At 54.5% G+C, this 21,150-nt stretch carries 18 protein-coding genes and 1 pseudogene; all 19 read right to left on the reverse strand.

Annotated elements, in window-relative coordinates:
* Positions 1–124: 124 nt before the first annotated feature.
* The 19 genes and pseudogenes from CA51_RS19950 to CA51_RS20035 all read right to left on the reverse strand — a co-directional run bounded on the left by CA51_RS19950 (position 125) and on the right by CA51_RS20035 (position 20,953).
* Positions 125–1,141 carry a FemAB family XrtA/PEP-CTERM system-associated protein gene (locus tag CA51_RS19950; protein ID WP_145122946.1) on the reverse strand — a complete coding sequence of 339 codons (1,017 nt, stop codon included), beginning with the start codon at positions 1,139–1,141 and terminating at the stop codon, positions 125–127.
* Between the two features lie 169 nt (positions 1,142–1,310).
* Entirely contained in the window at positions 1,311–2,156 is an 846-nt protein-coding gene (locus tag CA51_RS19955) for a hypothetical protein (protein WP_145122947.1), read from the reverse strand.
* Between the two features lie 44 nt (positions 2,157–2,200).
* A complete protein-coding gene (locus CA51_RS19960) occupies positions 2,201–2,599 on the reverse strand; it encodes a hypothetical protein (RefSeq protein ID WP_145122948.1) in 399 nt (132 codons plus the stop codon).
* A gap of 927 nt (positions 2,600–3,526) precedes the next feature.
* Entirely contained in the window at positions 3,527–4,237 is a 711-nt protein-coding gene (locus tag CA51_RS19965; protein ID WP_145122949.1) for a hypothetical protein, read from the reverse strand.
* Positions 4,238–4,293: 56 nt separating this feature from the next.
* Entirely contained in the window at positions 4,294–4,596 is a 303-nt protein-coding gene (locus CA51_RS19970; RefSeq protein ID WP_145122950.1) for a hypothetical protein, read from the reverse strand.
* A 315-nt stretch (positions 4,597–4,911) separates the two neighbouring features.
* A complete protein-coding gene (locus CA51_RS19975) occupies positions 4,912–5,775 on the reverse strand; it encodes a YdcF family protein (RefSeq protein ID WP_145122951.1) in 864 nt (287 codons plus the stop codon).
* A 20-nt stretch (positions 5,776–5,795) separates the two neighbouring features.
* Entirely contained in the window at positions 5,796–7,040 is a 1,245-nt protein-coding gene (locus tag CA51_RS19980) for a glycosyltransferase family 4 protein (RefSeq protein ID WP_231745801.1), read from the reverse strand.
* Positions 7,041–7,083: 43 nt separating this feature from the next.
* Entirely contained in the window at positions 7,084–8,514 is a 1,431-nt protein-coding gene (locus CA51_RS19985) for a VanZ family protein (RefSeq protein ID WP_145122952.1), read from the reverse strand.
* Between the two features lie 15 nt (positions 8,515–8,529).
* Positions 8,530–10,488, reverse strand: a complete 1,959-nt coding sequence (locus CA51_RS19990) for a nucleotidyltransferase family protein (RefSeq protein WP_145122953.1) — start codon at positions 10,486–10,488, stop codon at positions 8,530–8,532.
* 218 nt (positions 10,489–10,706) lie between these two features.
* On the reverse strand, positions 10,707–11,018 hold the full coding sequence (locus tag CA51_RS19995) for a hypothetical protein (protein WP_145122954.1): 312 nt from the start codon (positions 11,016–11,018) through the stop codon (positions 10,707–10,709).
* Positions 11,019–11,108: 90 nt separating this feature from the next.
* Positions 11,109–11,315, reverse strand: coding sequence for a P-loop NTPase family protein (locus CA51_RS20000; RefSeq protein ID WP_145122955.1), 207 nt, complete (start codon positions 11,313–11,315; stop codon positions 11,109–11,111).
* Between the two features lie 336 nt (positions 11,316–11,651).
* A complete protein-coding gene (locus CA51_RS20005; RefSeq protein WP_197451335.1) occupies positions 11,652–12,533 on the reverse strand; it encodes a glycosyltransferase in 882 nt (293 codons plus the stop codon).
* 358 nt (positions 12,534–12,891) lie between these two features.
* The gene (locus CA51_RS20010; protein ID WP_231745802.1) at positions 12,892–13,224 is read right to left on the reverse strand and encodes a hypothetical protein; all 333 of its coding nucleotides are present in this window, start codon (positions 13,222–13,224) and stop codon (positions 12,892–12,894) included.
* A 3-nt stretch (positions 13,225–13,227) separates the two neighbouring features.
* Positions 13,228–13,365: pseudogene (locus CA51_RS26540) on the reverse strand (methyltransferase domain-containing protein); the annotation flags it as partial.
* 656 nt (positions 13,366–14,021) lie between these two features.
* On the reverse strand, positions 14,022–15,014 hold the full coding sequence (locus CA51_RS20015) for a glycosyltransferase family 10 domain-containing protein (protein ID WP_145122958.1): 993 nt from the start codon (positions 15,012–15,014) through the stop codon (positions 14,022–14,024).
* A gap of 148 nt (positions 15,015–15,162) precedes the next feature.
* Positions 15,163–16,134: a sulfotransferase domain-containing protein gene (locus CA51_RS20020; RefSeq protein ID WP_145122959.1), complete on the reverse strand. Its 972-nt coding sequence runs from the start codon at positions 16,132–16,134 to the stop codon at positions 15,163–15,165.
* A 1,291-nt stretch (positions 16,135–17,425) separates the two neighbouring features.
* Positions 17,426–18,394, reverse strand: a complete 969-nt coding sequence (locus tag CA51_RS20025; RefSeq protein WP_231745803.1) for a hypothetical protein — start codon at positions 18,392–18,394, stop codon at positions 17,426–17,428.
* A gap of 17 nt (positions 18,395–18,411) precedes the next feature.
* Positions 18,412–19,653 carry a glycosyltransferase gene (locus CA51_RS20030; protein WP_145122961.1) on the reverse strand — a complete coding sequence of 414 codons (1,242 nt, stop codon included), beginning with the start codon at positions 19,651–19,653 and terminating at the stop codon, positions 18,412–18,414.
* On the reverse strand, positions 19,619–20,953 hold the full coding sequence (locus CA51_RS20035; RefSeq protein ID WP_145122962.1) for an O-antigen ligase family protein: 1,335 nt from the start codon (positions 20,951–20,953) through the stop codon (positions 19,619–19,621). The genes CA51_RS20030 and CA51_RS20035 overlap by 35 nt, the downstream gene beginning before the upstream one ends.
* Positions 20,954–21,150 lie beyond the last annotated feature (197 nt).

Here is a 21,150-nt window from a genome sequence, read left to right on the forward strand (position 1 = left end):
CCTCCAATGGGTTGATTCCATACACCTGGTGACAAAAGTACAGCATACCAACGCTGCCAGAACGACCGGAAAATTCGATTCTGCGGGTGATTCGACATGCCGAGCCCACCAACGATGTGTTTATCTAGGGGATTCCGCGAACGATCGCTGGGCCAATCGATCTCGTTAGCCACACGGGCAACTTCTGCCAGATCTTGATTCGCCGCTGATTCGTTTGCGAATCGGGACGCATCGCTTCGACATCTCCTTTGCGGACATAATACTGCCAAACCGCTGGATGTGGCTGAGCCCCCCACTGCGCTTTGAACTTAGAGGTGCCACTATCGATGCTGCTGCGGCCAAAGTCGAAAGTGCGACTGCCACGCTCAATGGCACGACGCAGCAGATGCCGGTACATCCACATATTCGCTCCCGTCGGATTAGCCACCCTCAAACAACTGGCGCTGGGGACCTCGGTCACTCCGTCGGCATGCACCAACACCGCCCCCGCCACAGGGAATAGCTTTTCCTGCTCCGCTTGATAAACAACACACAACTCCGCATCCCCGGCAAAAGCATCGAGGATCTCGGCGAACAGCCGCTTGGAGAAGACCGGCGTCCCCAAGTCGCGCATGTTGACAGCGAAGACATGGTAGAAGTCGTCCAACAACTCGCTGCCTCCCCAAGCGATCCGATGATCGAATTGGCCCGCCTTGCGAACCTGGCTGCGGAGCTTTGACTTGAACGATTTGTCGAGCAGTTCATCCGTGGTTGGTAACGGCAACCGCATGTGGACTTTATCGGTCCGTTGAAAGTTCAGCCGCGGATGCTCAACAGGCTGTTCCTGCCTGAGTTCTAGATATTTAACGTCCAGCTCATCAGCTAACTGACAAGCCCGATCGATCAACCGCGTCGCCACGTCGGCATCGGTCGCCCAAACACCGCCGGTATTGATGTAAGGCAGCGAGACCAGAAAGCTGCCAAAGATGGGACCTTTAACCAGCATCAACGGCAGCACTCCAGCGACCTGATCGCCGTGCCGCACCGTGACCAAATAGCTTGGGTGCCGCAAGCCCTTGGCGATCGCTACGCTCCACGCGGGATGATGCCCTGCCAAGCGAGGCCAGCGGGCGTCGCAAGTGGGCAGTAAACCGAAACACATACCATCGCGGCCATTCAACTCTTGAACCTCAACAACCAGATCCGTCCCAGCCACAAACACCTCGCAACGCAAAAACAAAAAAAGGCAGGCCCTCGATAAGAGAGCCTACCTTCAAATCTCGATCAACGCCTTCTCTTTCGGACGTCGAATCCAACGATCTAAAGTAAACCTAAGCTGCAGCCGAAGTCTTGCGACGACGACCTCCCATCGCGCAAGCCCCGCCAACACAACCCAACAGAGTCAGCATCGAAGCCGGCTCCGGAACTGGGTTCACGGCGCCTGTTGCCGTTGCAGGAAGATTCACTAGTCGCGTCGTTGCATTAGCAGCAGAATCAACCTTGAAAACGGAACGTAAAGCAAAGTCGTTGAACGCAACCCCCGAAACCGAAACCGGCAAAAAGCTTGTCCCCACCATGCCTGGTAGAGTTGAGTTCGCCGAGGAAAATATGAGGCCAGCAGTCAACAGAATGCTGCCCACGTTGGTTCCCAAAGTGGGCATCACGGCACGGCGAGCAACACCAGCCCCGGACGTTGGCAGATTAAACAACGCTTCTACCTGAAAACCAGCGAATTCGTTAGAAAAATCGCTCTGACTTTCAAGCGTCCCCACGCTATTGAAATCACCAGATATCAATGCCGCGCTTGCCGAGTTCGCGACCGGTCCGGCGAAGCCAGCCAGTTGCCCAGGACCAAATATGTTGTCAATGAGGTTACTGGAACTGAGGATTCCAGCACCGGAAGTTTTCACACCCAATATGATCCCGAGCCCATTTCCGTTGCCATCAACCAAAGGGTTGCCGCCGTTCGAAGTAAGCTGGAACGCGAGCATAAAGCTATCGCCTGCACTAATGGCCCCATCTCCACCTACATCGGACATAAAACCGGAAACAGAGAACCCAAGATCGTTCTGCACGCCATCATAGGGCCCAGCATCGATAATCTTCGGGAACACAGCTGCCGCGTTGGCGGAATTCGATGCCAGCAACAGAGCAAGTAAAGCAAAATATTTTGTCATTAAAAGAATTCTCGTCATTTCGTTTGTAAAAATTGTCGTTTTGTTTAGTCGGTCGAAACAGGGATGCCCCGAGGTATCTCATCCAACACACGCAATCCGCGAAGCTCATCGGCACGCTCTCGCCGCCAGCAAATCCAGCGACCGTTGAGATCATCCGGAACCCCAGTTCGGTCTGCCAGCAATCCAAACAAGGGACCGCTGGATGACGATCCGTCGACTATTTGAAAATCAAAATCCAAACAGGAAGCTTCGACCCTGACCGGCGCATCATCCGCCGCTGATTGCATCGAAGGGATCTCAGGCAGCCTGGAGTCCAATCCGACATCGATCGCAGCATCCGCTACCGATGTTCCGACCTCGCCACAAATTAGTGCAAGGAAGATCCACAGGCTGTGGACAACAACTGGTTTTCTGTGCAGTACCATGTTTTCCATAGTAAACACCAGGAGTCGTACCTGCAATCATTTAAAATAGATAAAAATTGCAATTGCCAGACAATCATTACTGGTTGCCTTTCGGTCTCGTAAAAGCGAGTTCGTTTGCAGTTCCGAACGCGATGAGTCAAAGCTGGATCCAAATCCAGCAAGCTTCCTATACGGACTCCCTACGAACCCGCGCTCCCCAAACAAGGATGACTCCCAAATGCACTAGGTAGATGTCCGGCATTGGCGATCATTCCCCAACGCGGTATTTCCTTGTAGCATCGAAGCTGCTTTTCTACAGCGTGATCTCCTCTCGCGTATTGATTCCCTCCCGCGGCAGGATAGCCGCCACCGGCCCCCACTATCGATTCAAACAGCGATTGGGATTGCTGTGCGTGCGAGAGCTCCCCTGCAAAAGAGGCGGGACTTCCTACGGTGACGCAGCCGCGGATGCTCGACAGGCTGTTCGTGCCTGAGCTCCAGATATTTAACGTCCAGTTCATCGGCCCGCCAGCACGCCCGACCGATCAACCGCGTCGCCGCCTTGGCGCCGGCCGCCCAGACACCGCTGGTATCGATGTAAGGCAGCGAGACCAGAAAGCTGCCAAAGATGGGACCGTTTACGAGCAAAAACGGCAGCACACCGGCGACCTGATCGCCGTGCCGCACCGTGGTCGAGTAGCTCGGATGCTGCAACCCCTTGGCGATCGCGGCTCTACAAGCGGCATGACGCCCTGCTAGGAGATGCCACAGAGGGTCGCCAGCAGGCAAAAGTTGACGCGATTCACTTCGCAGCCAGTCAGGCCTTGAACGTCGCCCCCAATCCGTCCCAGACACAAACACCTTGTATCGCCGAAACAAAAAAAGGCAGGTCCTCGATGCGAGAACCTGCCTTCAAAAGTCGATCAACGCCTCCTCATCCAAGGAGGCCCGAAATCATCGGAAACCTTAAGCGGCACGTGCAGCTTTGCGACGACGACGTCCCATCGCACAAGCTCCACCAACGCACCCCAACAGAGTCAGCATCGAAGCGGGTTCGGGGATGGGGTTGACAATACCGCTTGCACTGCCTGCCACCACAGTCCCCCCCAAACCAAGACCAGTGCCGTTGGCGCCCGCAGATATGAGCGAGAAGTCAAACAAGCCGCTGCGTACTGGAGTGCCAGGCGAACCAGTAAAACTTGCATAGGGAACCGGCAAAAAGTTGATTGAACCGGGCGTGATTAGTGGCGAAATCGTCGTTGCCGACATTCCGAGGAGCATGCTAAAGGTTCCCGCCAAGTCAGGAACAGTGACGATGGATTCAACTGGAGTCAGGTTGAGCTCATTGCCCATCGGTCCATCCAGCGTGATAAGAGTGCTCGAGAACGTATAGCCACCGACGATTGCGGCACCAATTACGCCAGAGAACTCGATAGTAAAATCAAGTACCGGGCCACCGGAATTGCCGGTCAAATCATACTTAAGGTTCAACGTATCATCCGTTCCGAACGTTCCGGCACCAGCGCCGACTGCATCCGCATATGTTCCCGAAACAGTGAACGTCAGATTGTTTTGTACGGCATTGAAAGCCCCACCATCGATCGAAGGGAACACAGCAGCCGCATTTGCGGTTGCCGATGTCAGCAATAGAGCAAGTAAAGCAAGATATTTTGTCATTAGAAGAATCCTCGTCATTTCATTTGTAAAGTAAGTCACTCTGTTTGGCCTATGTGTCAAACAAGAATGAGCCGAGGTATGTCGTCTAGCAGTTGCACCGCACGCAGCTCGTCGACCCGTTCTCGCCGCCAGCGAATCCAACGACCATCGTGATCGCTGAGATCCCCCATTCGCCCTACCAACAGGCCAAACAAGGGCCCAGTTGGCGTCGAACCGTCGACCATCTGAAAACCAAAATCGATCCGCGTGTCTTCGATCAAGCTCGGCACGTTGTCCGTTGCTGGAGCCATCGAAACGACTTCGGGCAAATTCGAATCCAACCCCACATCGATCGCGGCCTCCGCAGAGGAAGTCCCCATCGCACTACAGAAGAGCGCAACAGCGATCCACAAGCTGCGGATTGCGATTCGAGGGTGGCAAATTTCCATACGTCAAACATTAACCCCCAGAGGAGGTGGTTGCAATCGTTTTCATCGTTAAATTTTGCATCTGGCAAAAATTCTTCCCCTGCGTCCCCGTTGGTCGCCTTTCGCTCCCGCGAAAGTGCGTCCTCCCCTCACCAGTAGGCCATCGCCAATGGCATCTGCAGCCAGCTGCTTTTAATTCGGGGCCTCAGGTTCTGTGCGAATTCCTCCAGCCGAGGACTCATTCGCGGAATTCCACTCGCGTCGCCCCTACTGTCCCACCATTCCCGCCAAGATTTCGTAGGCGGCAACGGTTGTCTGGTGCACCGCATGGGCTGTGGGCACGATTCCAAGGAGCCCAAAGGTTCCTTCGCCCTGACCGAGAAATACGATCGGCAGAGGGTCGATCTGCAATCCCGCGCGCTCTGCCAGTCGTAGCGCCCGCGGCATATGCCCGGCATTGGTGATCATTCCCCAGCGCTCGTTTCCATCGGTGGCATCGAGTCGAGATTTCAACAGCGCGATCTCCTCTCGCGTATTGCTTCCCTCCAGCGACTCGATCGCCGCCGCCGGAACTCCTATCGATTCCAATAGACCTCGAGCTTGCGCGGCGTGGGAGGGTTCCAGTTCGGTAAAGACGGGGTTGCCGCCGGTGACAAGGATCCGCTGCGCCCGCCCGCTGTGATACAGCTGAGCCGCCAATAACAACCGTTGACCATCCCAGATCAACTCCGGCTCCCCAGCGGGCCCCAGTTTTGTGCTCCCTCCCAGCAAAACAACCGTATCGAACGCCCCCACGGGCGGCCGCACATACTTTGCGACGGGGCGTTCCAGCCAGCGATTCAATTGCCCCGCGATCCAGCCATTGCCAACAAAGCCGATCAACACAAGAAACATAAAGTAGTGAAGAGCGAGTCGATCGCGACGACTCCACAAGGCGAACAAGCAGCCCGCGGTGGCCAGATTCCAGATCAGTCCCACCGGCATGGCAAAGGCGGTCAGGGTTTTCTCTACCGCCTGCCAGCCATGTTGAGCCCATCCCCAACCAGGCAGTCCCAGCCACAATCCCGCCGCGACCAGCAGCACCCACCAACGGCGGCGGGCTGGAGGCGTTTCGTTCGCATGGTCGTTCACGGCAGGATGCAGTATCCAATTCAATAGGAAGTTTTAATGGAAGGCGGTTGCAGCAGGCGATTATAGATTGTCGCCATCGTTTGCATCCGTTTGGCAAAACAAAAACGTTGCTCCACCGTCGCGCGGGCCGCTTGGCCCAGTTGCATCCGCAGCTCGGGCTGCCGAAGCAAGTCGCCGATCGCCGCCGATAACGCGACCAGATCACCACATGCGACCAAGCGACCATCGGTTTGCCCGTCGATCAATCGGGGAACGCCCGCGACACGGGTGGAAACGACCGGCACTTCATAAGCCATCGCTTCTAATAAAACGTTGGGCAACCCCTCCCGTAAACTGCTGAGCGCGTACAGATCCATCGCTTGATAATGCATGGCGGGTGAGGGAACAAATCCAGCCAATTGAATCCTATCTCTCAGATCCAGGTCGGCGATCTGTTGTTCCAGATCGCCCCGCGCCGGCCCCTCGCCAACGATGATCAATCCGACATCGATTCCAGCTCGGATCTGCTGGGCAACCGCATCGATCAACAGATCAAAACCTTTTTCGGGGGACAATCGCCCCACCGCGCCAACCAACAATTGAGACTCGCGCCACCCAAGCTCCCGCTTGGCCTGGGCTATCGATTGAGATCGCCGCGTTTGGCTCAGATCGATTGCATTGTCGACCAGCAGCAAGGATTCGGACTTCACTCCCATCCGCTTGCACGATTCCAACAGATCGGTGGAAACGCAGATCACCCGATCGCAGCGTCGCAGACACCAGCGATCGATGGCGTAATAGAGGGGTGTCTTCCAAGTCTTCAGCACCCAACCGTGGACTGTCGTCATCATCCGCAACCGATGGGTTCGGCGCATCCAAATCCCGATGAGGTTGCTTTTGTAGTCATGCCCGTGCCAAATCAACGGCCTATCGCCGATCAAGGAGAGCAACTCGCTTACACGTCGCACGATACCGCGATCGGTCGCTCCGAAATCGTCGATCGCCACTAGCGGCGCGTATGCGTCTTTGGCCCGCGCTTCGATCGATTCAAACCCATCATCGGCAGGATCGCGAAAGTAGATACAGAGGCTGTCGTACCCAAGGTCGTCGAGAAAGCGAGGCGAATTGAGGATCGTCTTCTCCGGACCTCCCCCAGTACCACTAACGACGCGGGTATGCAAAACCAACGGCCGCGAACCGGGCGTTGCGATCAACGCAGCCGCCTGCGAATTCAGCGACACCCCCGCTGGTGGTTTCAATTCGGTCGACAGGGTATCGCTGGTCACTGGAAAAACATTCAATCAACGGACAGGGGAAAAATCGTCGGCGCTACCGATCCAGTCCAAATTGCGAGCCGTTGCGAGGCGAACCGGACGACAAGCCCCAGGTCACGATCGACCGATAAAAGCCCCAACCGCAGAGCGCTCCGCCCGTATAAATCAATACATCTGCCGCATCGGCATGAAAGGGAACCAGATAGACCTGGGCGACTTCTATGACACCACCCAATGCAACGACAAGAAATAACGACACGCAACAGGCAGCAAGTCCGGGAGGGGAATCGCGATGCCCCGGGCGAGCGAAGAGGTTACCCAATGCGATCCCCAAAAGGCTGAACACGATCATCTTACCCAACAGATTCGAACCGGCCAAAAACTCGCTAGTGTAGTAGTATTTCACAAACGGAGCCGTCCAAAAATGGGACCACGCGGTGGCGATTTCCGCGGCGTTGGCGATCCGTTCGTAGCGTCCCAGGAATGCCATCACAACGGCCGCCAATACGGCCACAACGGCTGTCACACGTAGGGCCAGCCTGTCGTTGCAACGCGCGATCAGTCCCAATTGCAGCCCAATTGCCATCCCCACCAGCCCGCCGCCCCAACCGCACAACACGTCTGCAAAGGTTGTGTAACGCGTGAAGATTGGGGCCTGCAGCAGTTCGATCAGGATCGGAAATCCGATCAACAGCGATAAGCCTCGTTGCCGCCAGCCCGCCACGATCAACAGCAATCCGACCGGTAGCATACGGGCGGCGGAGAGCGTTAGGCTTAGCGCCAGGTGCAGCGTGACTCGCTGTGGATCGACAGAAACCATATTCAGTTCCGGCACCCAATCGAATCGTCCGGCCTGCCACTTTTCTCGCCAATCGGCCCCCGACAACATAATGTCCAACGGTAAGACCGAATACGCGACCAACAGTGCCAAATACATCACCAACAACCAACCCGCGATCCGTTGTGATGAAGGCCCGTCCCAAGTCAGCCGACGGACTTGCCGCCACGCGGCGACAGCTGGGCGTCCAACGAACATCCAGGCCAGCGGTCCGATCGTGGCACCGATACAGCCCGCTGCGATATCGTTTTGGGATACGGTGCGACGCGGATACCACAATTGCAAGAATTCGATCGCCACGATCAGCGCATTGCCAAAAACGATGATGGCCAACAGCGACATGGCATACCGCATCGTCATACGGCAGTCGCGATCGACGGCCCCGGCCAGCAGGAACCCAAACGGCAACGCCACCAAACCATTGGCGACCCAATCGGCTCGCCGATAGACACTCAAATTCAACCACGGAATTTGCCGGAACCGCTCGATCGCTTCGGCAAGCGAAAGGGGCTGGAATTCCAACGGGACAATCGACGCATAGATCAATCCCAAAAACGCAAACACCCCCCCCCAGCCGAGCCAACAGCGGAGCCGACGATCAGCATCCTGGGCTTGTCGAAGCACGTTGATTTCGCGATCGTTTACCATGGAAGTCAACGTGGATCAAACATCCTTGGCAAATTGGATGCGTTTAGTCCAAGTCAGCGGATCCAACCAGGTTCGAATCCGCGGCAACGGATAATGCTCCATCTTCCACATCGCGAAGCGGCGGCTTCTGGAACGCAACGTGGGGCCGTCGGGAATGGTGGCTCGCCGCATGTCCCTGTACAATCGCCGGTGCCGCAACCTTTCTGGACTTTCCTGCAGCAACAGCTGACAAAATTCCTGCGGCTGGCCACGCCCAACAAGATCGGCCACCAATAGCAGCACCGTTGCCACAGCCCGACCGATGCCAAGCTCAGTGGTTCGTCGCGCAAACTGATCCCAATCGAATGAAGACACAGAGCCCCCGAGCGAATCTTCAGGCCGGCCTTCGATCAAGCAATAGATATCCCACAGATCTCGATAGGCGCGACGAAATTCACCGGTATGGGCAAGATTTATGATTGCATGGATGGTTCGATCGACAGGATCAAGGATGTGGAATGGACTATCGGAAATCGGCGTCGCTCGTTCAATGAAAGCGTGGGCGCAGAAGCTGTTCGGATCCGCCATTGGCAGTAACCGGAAGTGAACGTCCAGTTCGATTCGTCGATAAGGATGACTGACCGGAGGCGTTTCGTGCAACCAACGCCGATAGTATCGAACATCCGCCTCCGACAACTCATAACTGGCTGAGTATCCTGCGTCGGCTAACACCTTTTCGACCGACGCAAGCGAATTCTCCGGAACCAGTAGATCGAGATCGTTAGTGATCCGCCCTCTAGCCCATGGAAGGTCGGCAGCGATGTAGGCGGCACCTTTTAATAAGACGATTCGGTTGCAAACCGCAGGCAGCAACTGCTGCAGATGCAGCAATTCAAATTCGATCGATTTGCGAACTAAATCCTCGCATTGATTTTCTCGAATCAAAACCCGTCGAACGACATCGGGCAACGATGCGAGCCCGTCGCCGGACAACTGCCGTGCGATCCGCGGCAACAACTCGGTGTGACTTGCGATCAACACCAATTGGTCCCACTGCTTCAACGTCAATCCGACAACCGAATCCGGATCGTGCAGGGCGTCGACCAACATTCGCAGGCCCGGAGCGACGTCGTCGGTAGACCTTGCCAGATAACTTTTGTTTTGTGTCGGCAACGCTTCCGATTCAGTGATTTGGTGCGAAGCAGCGTCATTGTCCGCTGGCTCCAGCACGATCGCTGATTCGCCAACATCCGCCGATTTTGCAGCGACTGTTGAACGCTCGCCTCCCGTCACGCATGGCAACGCATCGATCAACGGATCGTGTCGCAAGAATTTTTCAGCGTCCGCGGCGTCTTCGTAGACGAGTTCAAACGCGGGCACACGTTTCGCTAGCTCGACGGTTGTTTCGAAACCTCGTTTACCGAGCGAGCGAAAGTTGAGCCCGTACTGCGAAAGTCGCGAAAACAATGTCCCTCGCTCGATCGGATTCAATTCCGGCTTCGCATCCGCAACACGGCGTGGGAACACGATCGCGACGGGAGCAAAACGTTGACCGGACAACTCCCGCGTTTCCTCGGTTGGCAACAGATGGGCGACCCGCACCGGTGGATCGAGAATCCGTCCCGAGGGACCAAAGATGGCCCGTTCGCCATAACGCTGGGACATCATCTCCAGCGAATGCCCTTTTAAGATCGTCGGGCGCCCGAGTCCAGTTAGATGAAAATCGTCGAGATCAAACAGCGAGATCTCGTCACTCAACAGCCCCCAGCCCGACATCATCAACGTCGACGCCAGCGTACTTTTACCCGCCCCCGACAGTCCTGGGAAAACGATTGCCCCGCCGTTTCCCCCCGGCCGCACTGCTGCGGCTGCGTGAACTGCCAACGCATCATCCGCACCGCGAAAAATGCAGTGGCTGAAGATCCACTCGATCGCCCCAACGGTCAGCCGTTTGGGCCACTGATGCCAAACCTGACCATTGACCGTCGAAATCACAGTTCGTCTGCCACGCAGGATTCCCGGATCGTGTCGAACCCGGAACGTCGAAAAGTCTGCTGGCCCCCGTAGAGGATGGTGGGGATACAGCCGATGCACGCCAGTAGCGATTTCAGCAATGGGGGACTGCAACCGAAATTCACAGGGCCCCAGCGTCAACCCAATCCCGTCCCCTTTTAAGCGTTCCGCAATGTCGCGGGGCGTCGCCTCACCAATTCTCAATTTGTCGCTTCCAAGCAAACGATTCCAACGTGCGCCAATTGAGCTATAGATTCTTCAGTGTACTGAAGCAACCGTTGGTCGATGGGAAGATCGAGCGAAGCAGCCACCAGACGTACCAAAACGTCCATGTCAATGGCAGTATGATTCATCTCGCAAAGCGTACGGAGAATCTGAGCATCGATCGCATTCAACATATAGGAATCTGAATACAGCGAGTTGTAGACAGCGAATTCGTGTTCGGAGAGTGGTTCGAGCACCACGTCTTTCACTATCATCCGCCAACGAGAAGAAGTGTCCAATGACTTCATTGGCTAAAATGACTCCCGGAACATTCATGCCCTACTTGCGGAATGGTTATTGTGTCAACTCAACCGCAGTCCCAAATACCGTCGGGGGTTCTACGCTGTACTCGGACCAGAAGCTTTCGAGCCGGTACCGTCAGCATAGGCTGTTTGAGCGGATCCGGCCACGATCAATGGACTCCCCATCATTGCGGCGGCAAGCAGCATCCGACGGCGTTGCTTCATCGATTTGATATTATCGGAGTCCGAAAACAGGCATTCGTCTTCCGATTTGATCGGTAGATTCTCTTTTTTCTCGTTCATAGCATCACTTTGCAGAAGACGGGAAGGGGAACGAAACGGTAGATCGATCGTCGAAAGGAAGTTGCGGCATTATACCAAAGGAGGGGCGGGACGTCAGCCACTTACCACAAAAATTGAGACGTTCACGCCTAATGATAGACAGGCGACGGACGGGTTGCACCCGAATTCCGCGTTAGACCAAGCGGTTTTGGCAGTCGCAAACAGCAACCGCGGAGCACAAACAGAGGCTCTCGGTCGATAGTCAGACCGTTGCGTCTGCTGGCAGCAACATCAAAGTTCAGCCGAGCGATCGACTGCTCATCAATTGCACTGTTCATGCAACGTCCCGCGTGTGATTCATTCGTTGGGTAGGATCCGAGTGCGAAATTGCGCCGCCTTGGCTTGCCAACTCTCATCGGCGAGCCGCGCCGCAAGCCGCTGATTTCTTTCCGTCGATCCGGCCCTGCTTTGCTGCAGCGCTTGCAGCGTCGCGGCGACAAAGTCTTGTTCGTTGACGACCATCTGCAAACAATCACTCCAAGGTTGAACCGCCGGGAGATCGGCCGCGACGACGGGAACACCTGTCGCCAGATATTCCTTCAATTTCAAAGGTTGCATCGCGCGCGTGACGGGCAGGTCGGCATAAGGCATGATCAGCACCGATGCCTGCCGGGCCAACGCTGGCAATTGAACAAACGGGACTGGACCGATCGCTGCGATCCGCGGATGCGACAACAGTCGCGGATCGGGATCCTGGTGAGGCCCCGCCAGCACGATCGTTCCCGCGGCGAGCCGATCGGCTAAGGCGAGGACCCAATCGGCATTCATCCGCCGGTCGACCACGCCCCAAAACAGTGCCAGCGGCCGGGGGAGGGAGGCGATTTCTGCCGGCGCCTCCTCAGTCGGTTGCGCCCAGAAATCGCAATCGACGCCGTGGGTCAAGACCGAGACATCGGGGTGCAGGGGGCGAATCGCAGCGGCGAGATTTTCCGAAGCGGCGACAACACAATCGACTCTTTCTAACAGCGAGCGTTCCATCGTCCGCATCGCAGCGGCGGAGAGTCCGGGCCAGACGGAAAAATCATCGACGCAGTAGTAGACCCAGCGGCGAACCGGCAGGCGCCCGACAAGATCGGCAACGATCGGAATCGTCGTCACCGCCACCGCCCCATCGGAGACGTCGTGCAACTGCCGCGTCAGCAGCCGAGCGTTCAGGGCTCGGTCCCAACGGTGCGACATCCAGGGCCACATCCTGGGATTGAGCACCGCCAAATTTTCTGGACAGGTTTCGCCCCTTCGGGAGGTCTCGGTCGACCACCAGTCCCGCAGTTTCCCACCTCCGCGACGAAGCGTCAGCAAGTCCAGCCGAGGCGGCCGCATACCGATGGTATTAACCCAGGTCGCGGAGAGCTCGGGCAACAGCTTACCAACCAGATGTTGACAGCTGCTCGGATGCCGCCCCCAATCATCGGAAAAGACAATCAGCGAATCGTCACGTCCGTCCAGTGGAAATTGAGACATCGGATCCAGGCTAGAACGCGGGCTTAGTAGCATTTCAATCGATTCCAAGAGGCGAACGGGTGCAACAAAGCGTTCACTAGCGAACCCCTTCAACAATTAAGAAATCCGATCGTTCGACTTGCTCGATATCGGGGATTCGGCTGTCATGGAACGCGTGTCTCCGGACTTCGCGGAACCCGGAATCGGAAAACAAGGCCGTCAATTGGACCTCGTCGTACTGCCACTTGTGAAAATGTCCCATCGAACCGAGCAGACGTCGCCTAGTGCAGATGTCGCGGAAATACATCCGCACGTGGTCGTCCAGCGAACAGGCTTCACGCTCCAGGGGAGGCCTCGCCAACTGCTCATCCAATTTCCGTAAATATTCACGCCAAAACGCCTCACCATCGGGAACGCAAATCCGCAACACTCCCCCTGGTTTCAGCACGCGTAAGCATTCCCGCGTGAGCCGAGAAGCGGCGTCGCGTTCGAGGTGCTCCCAAAGCTCACCCGCGTAAATCGCATCCACAATTCTGTCTGAGTAGGGTCGTGGCCCCAACAGGTTTAGCACTTTCGTGCTGCTACTAAACCCGGCCGGGGGGGCACTCCTAACAATTCGTCATCAGGTGATCTACCGGCGACGCCCACGACGCCAATTTCGCACGCATGCTCCTATCCACATTTACCCAACCCTCAGGCTGAATCGGCCCACAACCTAAATTAAGACGAATGGGCAATCTTCATATCCTCGTGGAGTAATGATGCAAATTGGTTGGACTGTATCCTCTGCAATTCCCTGTTTGCTAGCCGTTGGCCACACCAAGCTGACTCTGAATAGTCCACTACGAGGCGAGAGATTCGATGCAAAGCCCATGAAACACCTCCCCCGCCCTCACCGAAGCGCTCGAGCAAAGCTTCAACGATTCCGCATGTCGCACGGTTCCTGCGCCCCCCTTTGCATCGCTAGCGGAAAAAGTCAACTTCGTTTCCAAGCAGATCCTTGCACCAGGAGTTGAGCAACATAACGCAAACTTGATTTGCTCGTATTCTACGGAAATACATGAGTGGCGAATTTCTCGCGGCGAAGAAGAACGCGGCTTATCCAGAGGGCGATTCTCGTCGTCGAGAGTGTCAAAACTCGCGAAAAAGATCAAATCCACCCGCACAGAGCTGACCGTGAATCATAACGTAGGTCCAACCGACCTCAGTGGCTCTTGGTTCGCCGTTTTATACATCAGCCGAACCATCGACGGTTGCGCCGATCAGGCTGAGACACCGCTCTATCAGCAGGCGTTCTGTTTTTCGCGAAGAGCTTTCATTTGCGGAGGACTGAACTGCATCGTTATAAACTTCAATGCAGCGGTTAACCCGTTCCGCTATCTCCGCAGACGACATCCTGTTGATGTACGCAAACAGCCGCTCGGGGCCTGAGAACGCACGGCAATCGATGTAACTGTCTTCGGGAAACACGGAATCAACAGCGGCTTGCCCCCAATAAATCGGAAGTGATCTCGCTCGAATAGAATCCCACAGCTTCTCCGTGACGTAATTTGGTGCGATCGTATTCTCCAGCGCGAAGTTGAACCGATAGGCCTTTAGAAGCTGTTGCTTCCTTTCCCACCACCCTGCAAACTGGTTCTCTCCAGTCTCCTGTCGACTGTCTTCAATAACGCGAGAATCGGAAGGCCAATGCCGCCCACACACATCGACTACCCCATTTCTGTGTCCCCAAACCGCCCAGCGACTTCGCAGACAAGAAAGATCATGCTCAACGCCGTTGCGTCTCAAACTCCATTGCGAACCCTCACGGTATGTCATCAAAGCGAGTACCGGCGCGACGTCGTCGCGGGATTCCATTTCTGCCGGCGTGACGAAAGGGAGCGTTTCTCCGTAGAGTAAGAAGCGGTAGATGTCGTGAAAAACATCACCTGTGAAGCAGTTCATACGTTCTGGAACCGCATGACTCTGCGCCACACCAGAAGGAATGCATGTGTCGTACCTCGGTTCGTCAGTCCAAAGAAGCGTAGGCTTTCGTCGCAAATTCAACGCGTTTTTCAGAAAATCTTTCCTACCCCACTTCTCAGTAACGACGAGGTCGGCTAACGCTGCTGTTTCGACCAATTTAAACTTCACATTGTGCGTGCCAGCAAGAAACTCTTCCTTCGCAAAAGGCCAATCTTTTGAGGACCATCTCAGACGGTAAACACGGATCACGGTCATTGTGCAACCACTAGCATCGAGGTGAAACAGATGAGCGCATGGCTTCCGAACTGTGAACGCAATAGACGCTCACGCAAGGAATGAGGTCGGCCAGTGTCGAGTTGTTCATTAAGCTTTCTATCGAACACTAACCGCGCAGGGGCACTCTTCATCCGTGGCGATTCGCGACATCGTGCAATTTAACAAATGGCACTAAACATCTCGCCATTATTCGAAATGTATTCCTCCAGAGAGTGTTAGCGAATAATTTTGAGTCGTTCAAAGCTGAGCGTCGCGACGAAATGTGGTCGTACTGGAGGATTTCCAAGAGTTCCCGGTATTCTGAAGAGCGTTCTGCTTCGCGTACAATGCCCATTCCATAAGCACGCCTAGGTCGCGTCGCCAAATCACTCGACATTCTTCCCGAATTCCCGGAACCAATCGTGTCTCCTACCAGGGAACAACGAGGTGTCGCATTTTGCACACCAATGAATTGTGCCACTTTCTCAATTTCACCTGCCACATCGGCAACAAAGTCTTCGTATCGAACAATCAACACTTCGTGAGGGTTGCGTTCAGCTCCTAACACAACACGTTTGACGAAAGTAAGATATTTGCAGCAAAATTCGCTGAAGCTGTACCGTGCGGCCCAAGGAAACGACCGACTGAGACCTAGCCAAACATCAATGGGATCTCTCACGGTGGCAATCGTCTTGTAATTTGACATGTGTGAAAGCGGGAGGCGATCTAGAAACCAACTGCAAGATTCTGGAAGACGCTCCGTATTCTCACTAAAAAAGACGCTTTGGGTATGCTCCCTTAGCAATACGCTTCGTCCATGGGTCGCCGCGAATTGCAAGCAGTTCACGGTGCGTTCTACGAGAAGTTTTTCGAAATCGTTCCGATCAATGGCTCCTGATTGCAGCATCTGCATTTCAGGATCGTATGGCAAAAACACCTTTCGTGACGGTGTTTGCGACGGACCGATCTCATTTAGCCCCATCAAGTTGAACGTTTCTAGCAATACGCGGAAGATGACTGACCCGCCACTACATGCAGGATGGACAAGGATGACTGTTGGGAGGCGCTGCTCTTCCGAAGAGGTTTCGTTCGAGTTCAACGGGCTTCTGATGTTCGGCATTGGAAAACTCTGTTTGAATGAGGACGACGCACTAACTTCGGCAGTCTGCGATGGCAAAGGCAGATTGTACTTATGCTGCTCATTAGTTAGATTGCAAAATTCAATTTAAGCGTGATTTGTGGTGCCGTAGTTACGTACCCATCAGGCAGGACTCCACTTCGTTGACGCGATGTTAAGGAAACCTACCTTAGAACCAGACAGAAAATCACTAAAACGATTGGCATAAAATCTGCGACTTGTTTAACCATTTTCACTCCAAGGAGGACTAAGATGGCTTAAGCTAATATGCCGGATGAGTTTTATGAGATTGCGTTTGGTCATCTTCCCCCGGAAGCAGCGGTTGGTCCCGATGGTGGCCGACCTGCGATTGACCGTTACAGGGGCCTGCGTGTGATCTTGTATGTGCTGGTTACCTGAGCTCGCTGGCGAGACGTGCCGGAGGTAATGAGGTGCAGCGAGGAGGCCGCTCGCTGTCGATTGCGTGGCTGGACAGGATGCGGGCGTGCGGGATCGACTCCACGTGGATATGCTCCGTTTGCTGCATCGTGAGGGTGAACTCCAACATGAGACCGCGATTATTTTCAGCACACAAGCCGGAGCCTTTGGAGGCGGGGAACTAACGGGGACTAGTCCGGTCGATCGACGCAAACTGGGCACAAAATTCACTCTGATGACGGATCGAAACGGTGTTCCTTTGTCGATCACTATCGCCGGGACCAATCGGATCGATCAACGTGAAGTATTGCCGATGATTAAAAACGCATTTTCTGCAGGCCGGCGGTCAGCCTCGGCGTCCACTAACCAGGCCCAATGTGGCCTCCGCCGACGCCGGAGACGACAGCAAAGCAACACGCGATGTTCTGCGAAGCTTGGGGATGACGCCGTTCATCCGCAAACGAACTGCCCCACACGGCAGCCATCTGGGGCGTGTTCGCTTGGCTCAAAGGCTTTCGTCATGTGCGATTGAGTAACGATTGCAGCGAACCGGTCATCCACGGCTGGGCGGCTTTGACAATGGCTGTCCTTACTTTTCGGATTTTGCAAAATGACGCTCAACTCGCCAATTGATTATGAAAACTTGAACCATTGAACTCAGTTATAAAAACAACAGTTTCCTGTCCGGTTCTTATGAACCTGCCCTTCCCACGCGGCCCTATCGCGGTCACTCTCTTTACAATTGCGTCAGTAAACGATAGGTATGAAGCAGAGGTTAGTCCACTGAGCGAAAAATTCGCATGGCGCAAATGCCGATGATGCATTGGACTGTTGATCAAGGCAATCGCACCCTCGTTCATTCACGGACGGCTTTCCTGCCGGGAATCGAAGAGATCTCACGTACAATTGTTTTGAGCATCCGTTTAGCTTGACGTGTCGTAAGACCGGCCCGCAGGAAATGATGGAATGTGCGCCAGGGTTTACACCCAATACGGTAATCGTCCCCCAATCCCTCGACTGCTCCCGTCATCCCTTCGAAGATACACATGTAGGCCGTCTGTTCTTGGGTCCATTCTCCGAGCCAGATCGAAGCGTTTGGATGCTTGAATCGTGAGGAATGAACTGATCGCCACTGCAGGAACCGTTCTGCATATTTCAAATCGCAATCGGTTCTCCGGTAGCAAAGCATTCCGGCGTTAAAGAATCGGTGACCTATTTTGAATGCAAACGTCTCTTCCGATTGCCCGAAAATCTCCGCGAACATTTCACGCAGCCAGAGTGCGTCAGCATTTCTTTGAACATGATCGTGCAGGTACATCCCATTGATTGTTGCCTGACGTGCCCATTGAACCACTTTGCTCGGAAACTGCAAGAAAACGGTGTCTGAATCAATCACCACCATTTGGTCGCATCGCCCCAACAGGATAGGGTGGAGAAGTTTTGCAATCATATGAAAATCGCTCTGATACAATGCTGTTAGTGCTGGGTATTTGTTCAATATACCTGAATTGTTTGCAGCTTCGTACCGTGTCAACAACCTCACACCAGGAACATGCTCGACCAGAATAGCTTTCTGATCGGCTGTGAGAGAACCATCGTCTGTAACTGTCACAGCCGCGCGAAGATCAAACCTTAGTAACGACTTGAGCGCAACGAGGCCAACAAAGAAATCTTCTGAACGCAGTAACAAATGAACTTCAAAATCGGCGGTCAGCGGATCGGCCGCAGGAATTGCCCGAGTGCGCACCACACTTCGGACCGACCGATCGATCCAAGCTTGATCCCAACTACGACGCATTCGAAATGGAATTAGTGACTCGAGCATTAGAAACTTATTGATCCTCACGTCTTTGAATCAGCCATACTGTTTATCAATTTACGCGAATCGGGCAGCGGAATTGACTTTGCTACGATTGGCCAGGCGAAGAATCGCTCGACACGTATTCGGCCGGCTTTGCCGAGTTCAGCTCGCAGCGCTGGATCGTTATGGAGTTTCAAGATAGTATCCGCCACCGCGGCAGGATCGTTCCCGTCTACTAGAAATCCAGTCTCACCGTCAGCAATTGCTTCTGATGTACCTCCGGAACGACCGGCAATCGTCGGTTTTCCACAGGCGGCTGCTTCCAAGAGAACCATTCCGAACCCCTCCACATCCGACCCCACTTGCCGATTCGCCAATACAAATAGATCACAGTACTGATAGAAGGAAGTCAATTCCTCGTCGGATACATTTGTTCGAAACTCCACGAGGGAAGTCACGTTTAGTTCATCAGCCAGCCGTCGCAGATAAGTTTCCTCTTCGCCCGAACCGGCGATAACGTACAGCAAATCAGGAATTTGATTCCGAAGGACTGGCAAACTTCGAATCACGTTATCATGCCCCTTTCGTCGCTGCAGTCGTCCAACGGTTAATAACACAAAACGGTTGGACCAGCTCGCTAAATACGGACGGGCAGGCACAGAGGCACCCGGGCTTGAAGGAGTGAAGGTCAATGCGTCCACACCAGGATATGCCACGGTCACTCGACGGCGAGGCACTCCCCACTGGTCGGTCAACAGCCTCGCTGTGTTTTCACTATTCGCAATCACTAGCTCCGCGGAAGCGAAGCATAAATTCGCCATCCATCGGTGTTGGCGACTACTCATGACGCCACCATTTTCAATTCCGTCAAGATTGATTTCTTCGCCATGGGCGAACACGTGATAAGAAGGTCCTCCGAAGAATCGCTTCCAAAGCCATAGAACCCAACCCTCGGGGACGACCCTCGCGGCGCGTGCTAAATCAACGGGAGATTCACGGTCAATGGCTCGGACGCGACGAAGTAAACGGAGATACTGCGACATTCCACGAGCAGAAAAGAAGCCTGTTTCAGAAAGACCAAAGGGTTGTCGGATAATTGTGAGATTGCCCACGATTTCCCGGGTCGTTCCTGGTAATTCGCCTCCGTTGGTCAATGCCACTGCCGGATGGTCCAAGCGAGTGTAAACTTCGTATAGCCACCGACCGCTTCCTCCCGGTCGCGGTGGAAAGATTTCGCTGAGTAATAGCTCAGGCATGAGCCGCTGGTTGCCTCCCCTTTTCATCCCAATCTTCGCCGGTTGACATACTGTCAGTCGGTTCCTCCCAATTGTCGTGGGCGAAGATCGATGCTGTCGCCAATCCGATCGACGCTAGTACGTACGGGGATTCCGAAAGTGCGCCGGTCGAGAACATGGACCCTGCAATGTAGCCGGGTAAACCGGCGATAACGGCCAGCATGCTTGCCCCCAGCCATGGCGGAGCGTTTTGAAGGCCTCCGAATCGACGTCTCAAACTCACCATCTGAAACCACGGCATGGCAAGAAAAGCAAAATAAAGAAACGCCGCTGGCAGTCCAAACCCGGTTGAAATGTCGAAGAAGAGGTTGTGAAGCCCCTTAGTGCTTGCACTTAACCCTCCTTCGTAGTATTCCGGAACTAAGCGCTGCCCAGCGTAGGGGCCAACCCCCAACAACGGATAGTCGAGGGTAATCTGAAAGCCGGCTTTCCAAAGATAAAAACGGCTCTCCGCCGAGGAATCACGCTCACCTTTTGCCTGAAAGCTTGACGAGAATTCCTCCACGACGGACGGGCCAGCAAGTGCAAGAGTGGCAATGATAGCGATTACTGTGCTACGGATCGTAAACGTATTCTTAGGCATCACCCATGCAATCACAGCGGCCATCCCCAACGCGGCCAACATCGCCCCGCGTGACTGTAAAAGCATGATTTGGTGAATCTGCAGAATCGCGATGCTTCCGGTTAGGTACCGCACCCAGCGTTTGTCCGTGAATATGCAGATAGCGATCGAGCATGCAATCAGCGGAAGCGTCAGATTGGAGTAGAGATTGTTATCACCCTTCGTTCCCCACGGTCGGTACGCGTACAAGCTGAAGCCATCCTGAAAGTACTGTTCGTTGATTCGCAGCGCCGAGTAGCCTTGCGCAAAACAACAGACGGCGATTGCGATCCAGACCTTCTTCGGCGAATCGATTAAGACAACTGCCAAGATAGCCATCAATACGATCTTCCACATATTGGACATGTAGAATTCGCTAAGCTTCGGATCGATTGACTGTGTGGCGCTGACGAAGCCAAGCAACAAAAAGCCCGCCAGGCATGCGATTGCCAATTTCGACGATGTTGCCAACGGCGGAACCTTGCAGCCAGTGAGAACCCAACCTGCCAGTGTTGCCGCCGCAATGTACTTTTGGAATTGGAAGTCGGCGGGAATGCTCCACCGCCAATTCCATTGCGGCTCCAGAATCACCCATCCATAGAAACCGATCAGGCCAACCCACGGACGCATCACCCCCGCTATAAGCAGCGACAGGAATAGAGGGTAAACAAAAAAGGGGCCTAACAAGAATTCATCCGTAAAATAGAAGCTTAGTTTAGATCACCGCCCCCACTGTCACGTTAGAGGAACTCAGGGCGGTGGTCCATCACTTATTAATAACGGCAGCCAACCATCGCTGCAAATTGGCCTAAAAACAGCACTCACTTGCCGACTCACCATGCCAGTCTCGATAAATCTCCGCTTTTGCGTGAGTTGGCTCTGTG

The organism is Rosistilla oblonga, from assembly GCF_007751715.1.
Classification (GTDB): domain Bacteria; phylum Planctomycetota; class Planctomycetia; order Pirellulales; family Pirellulaceae; genus Rosistilla; species Rosistilla oblonga.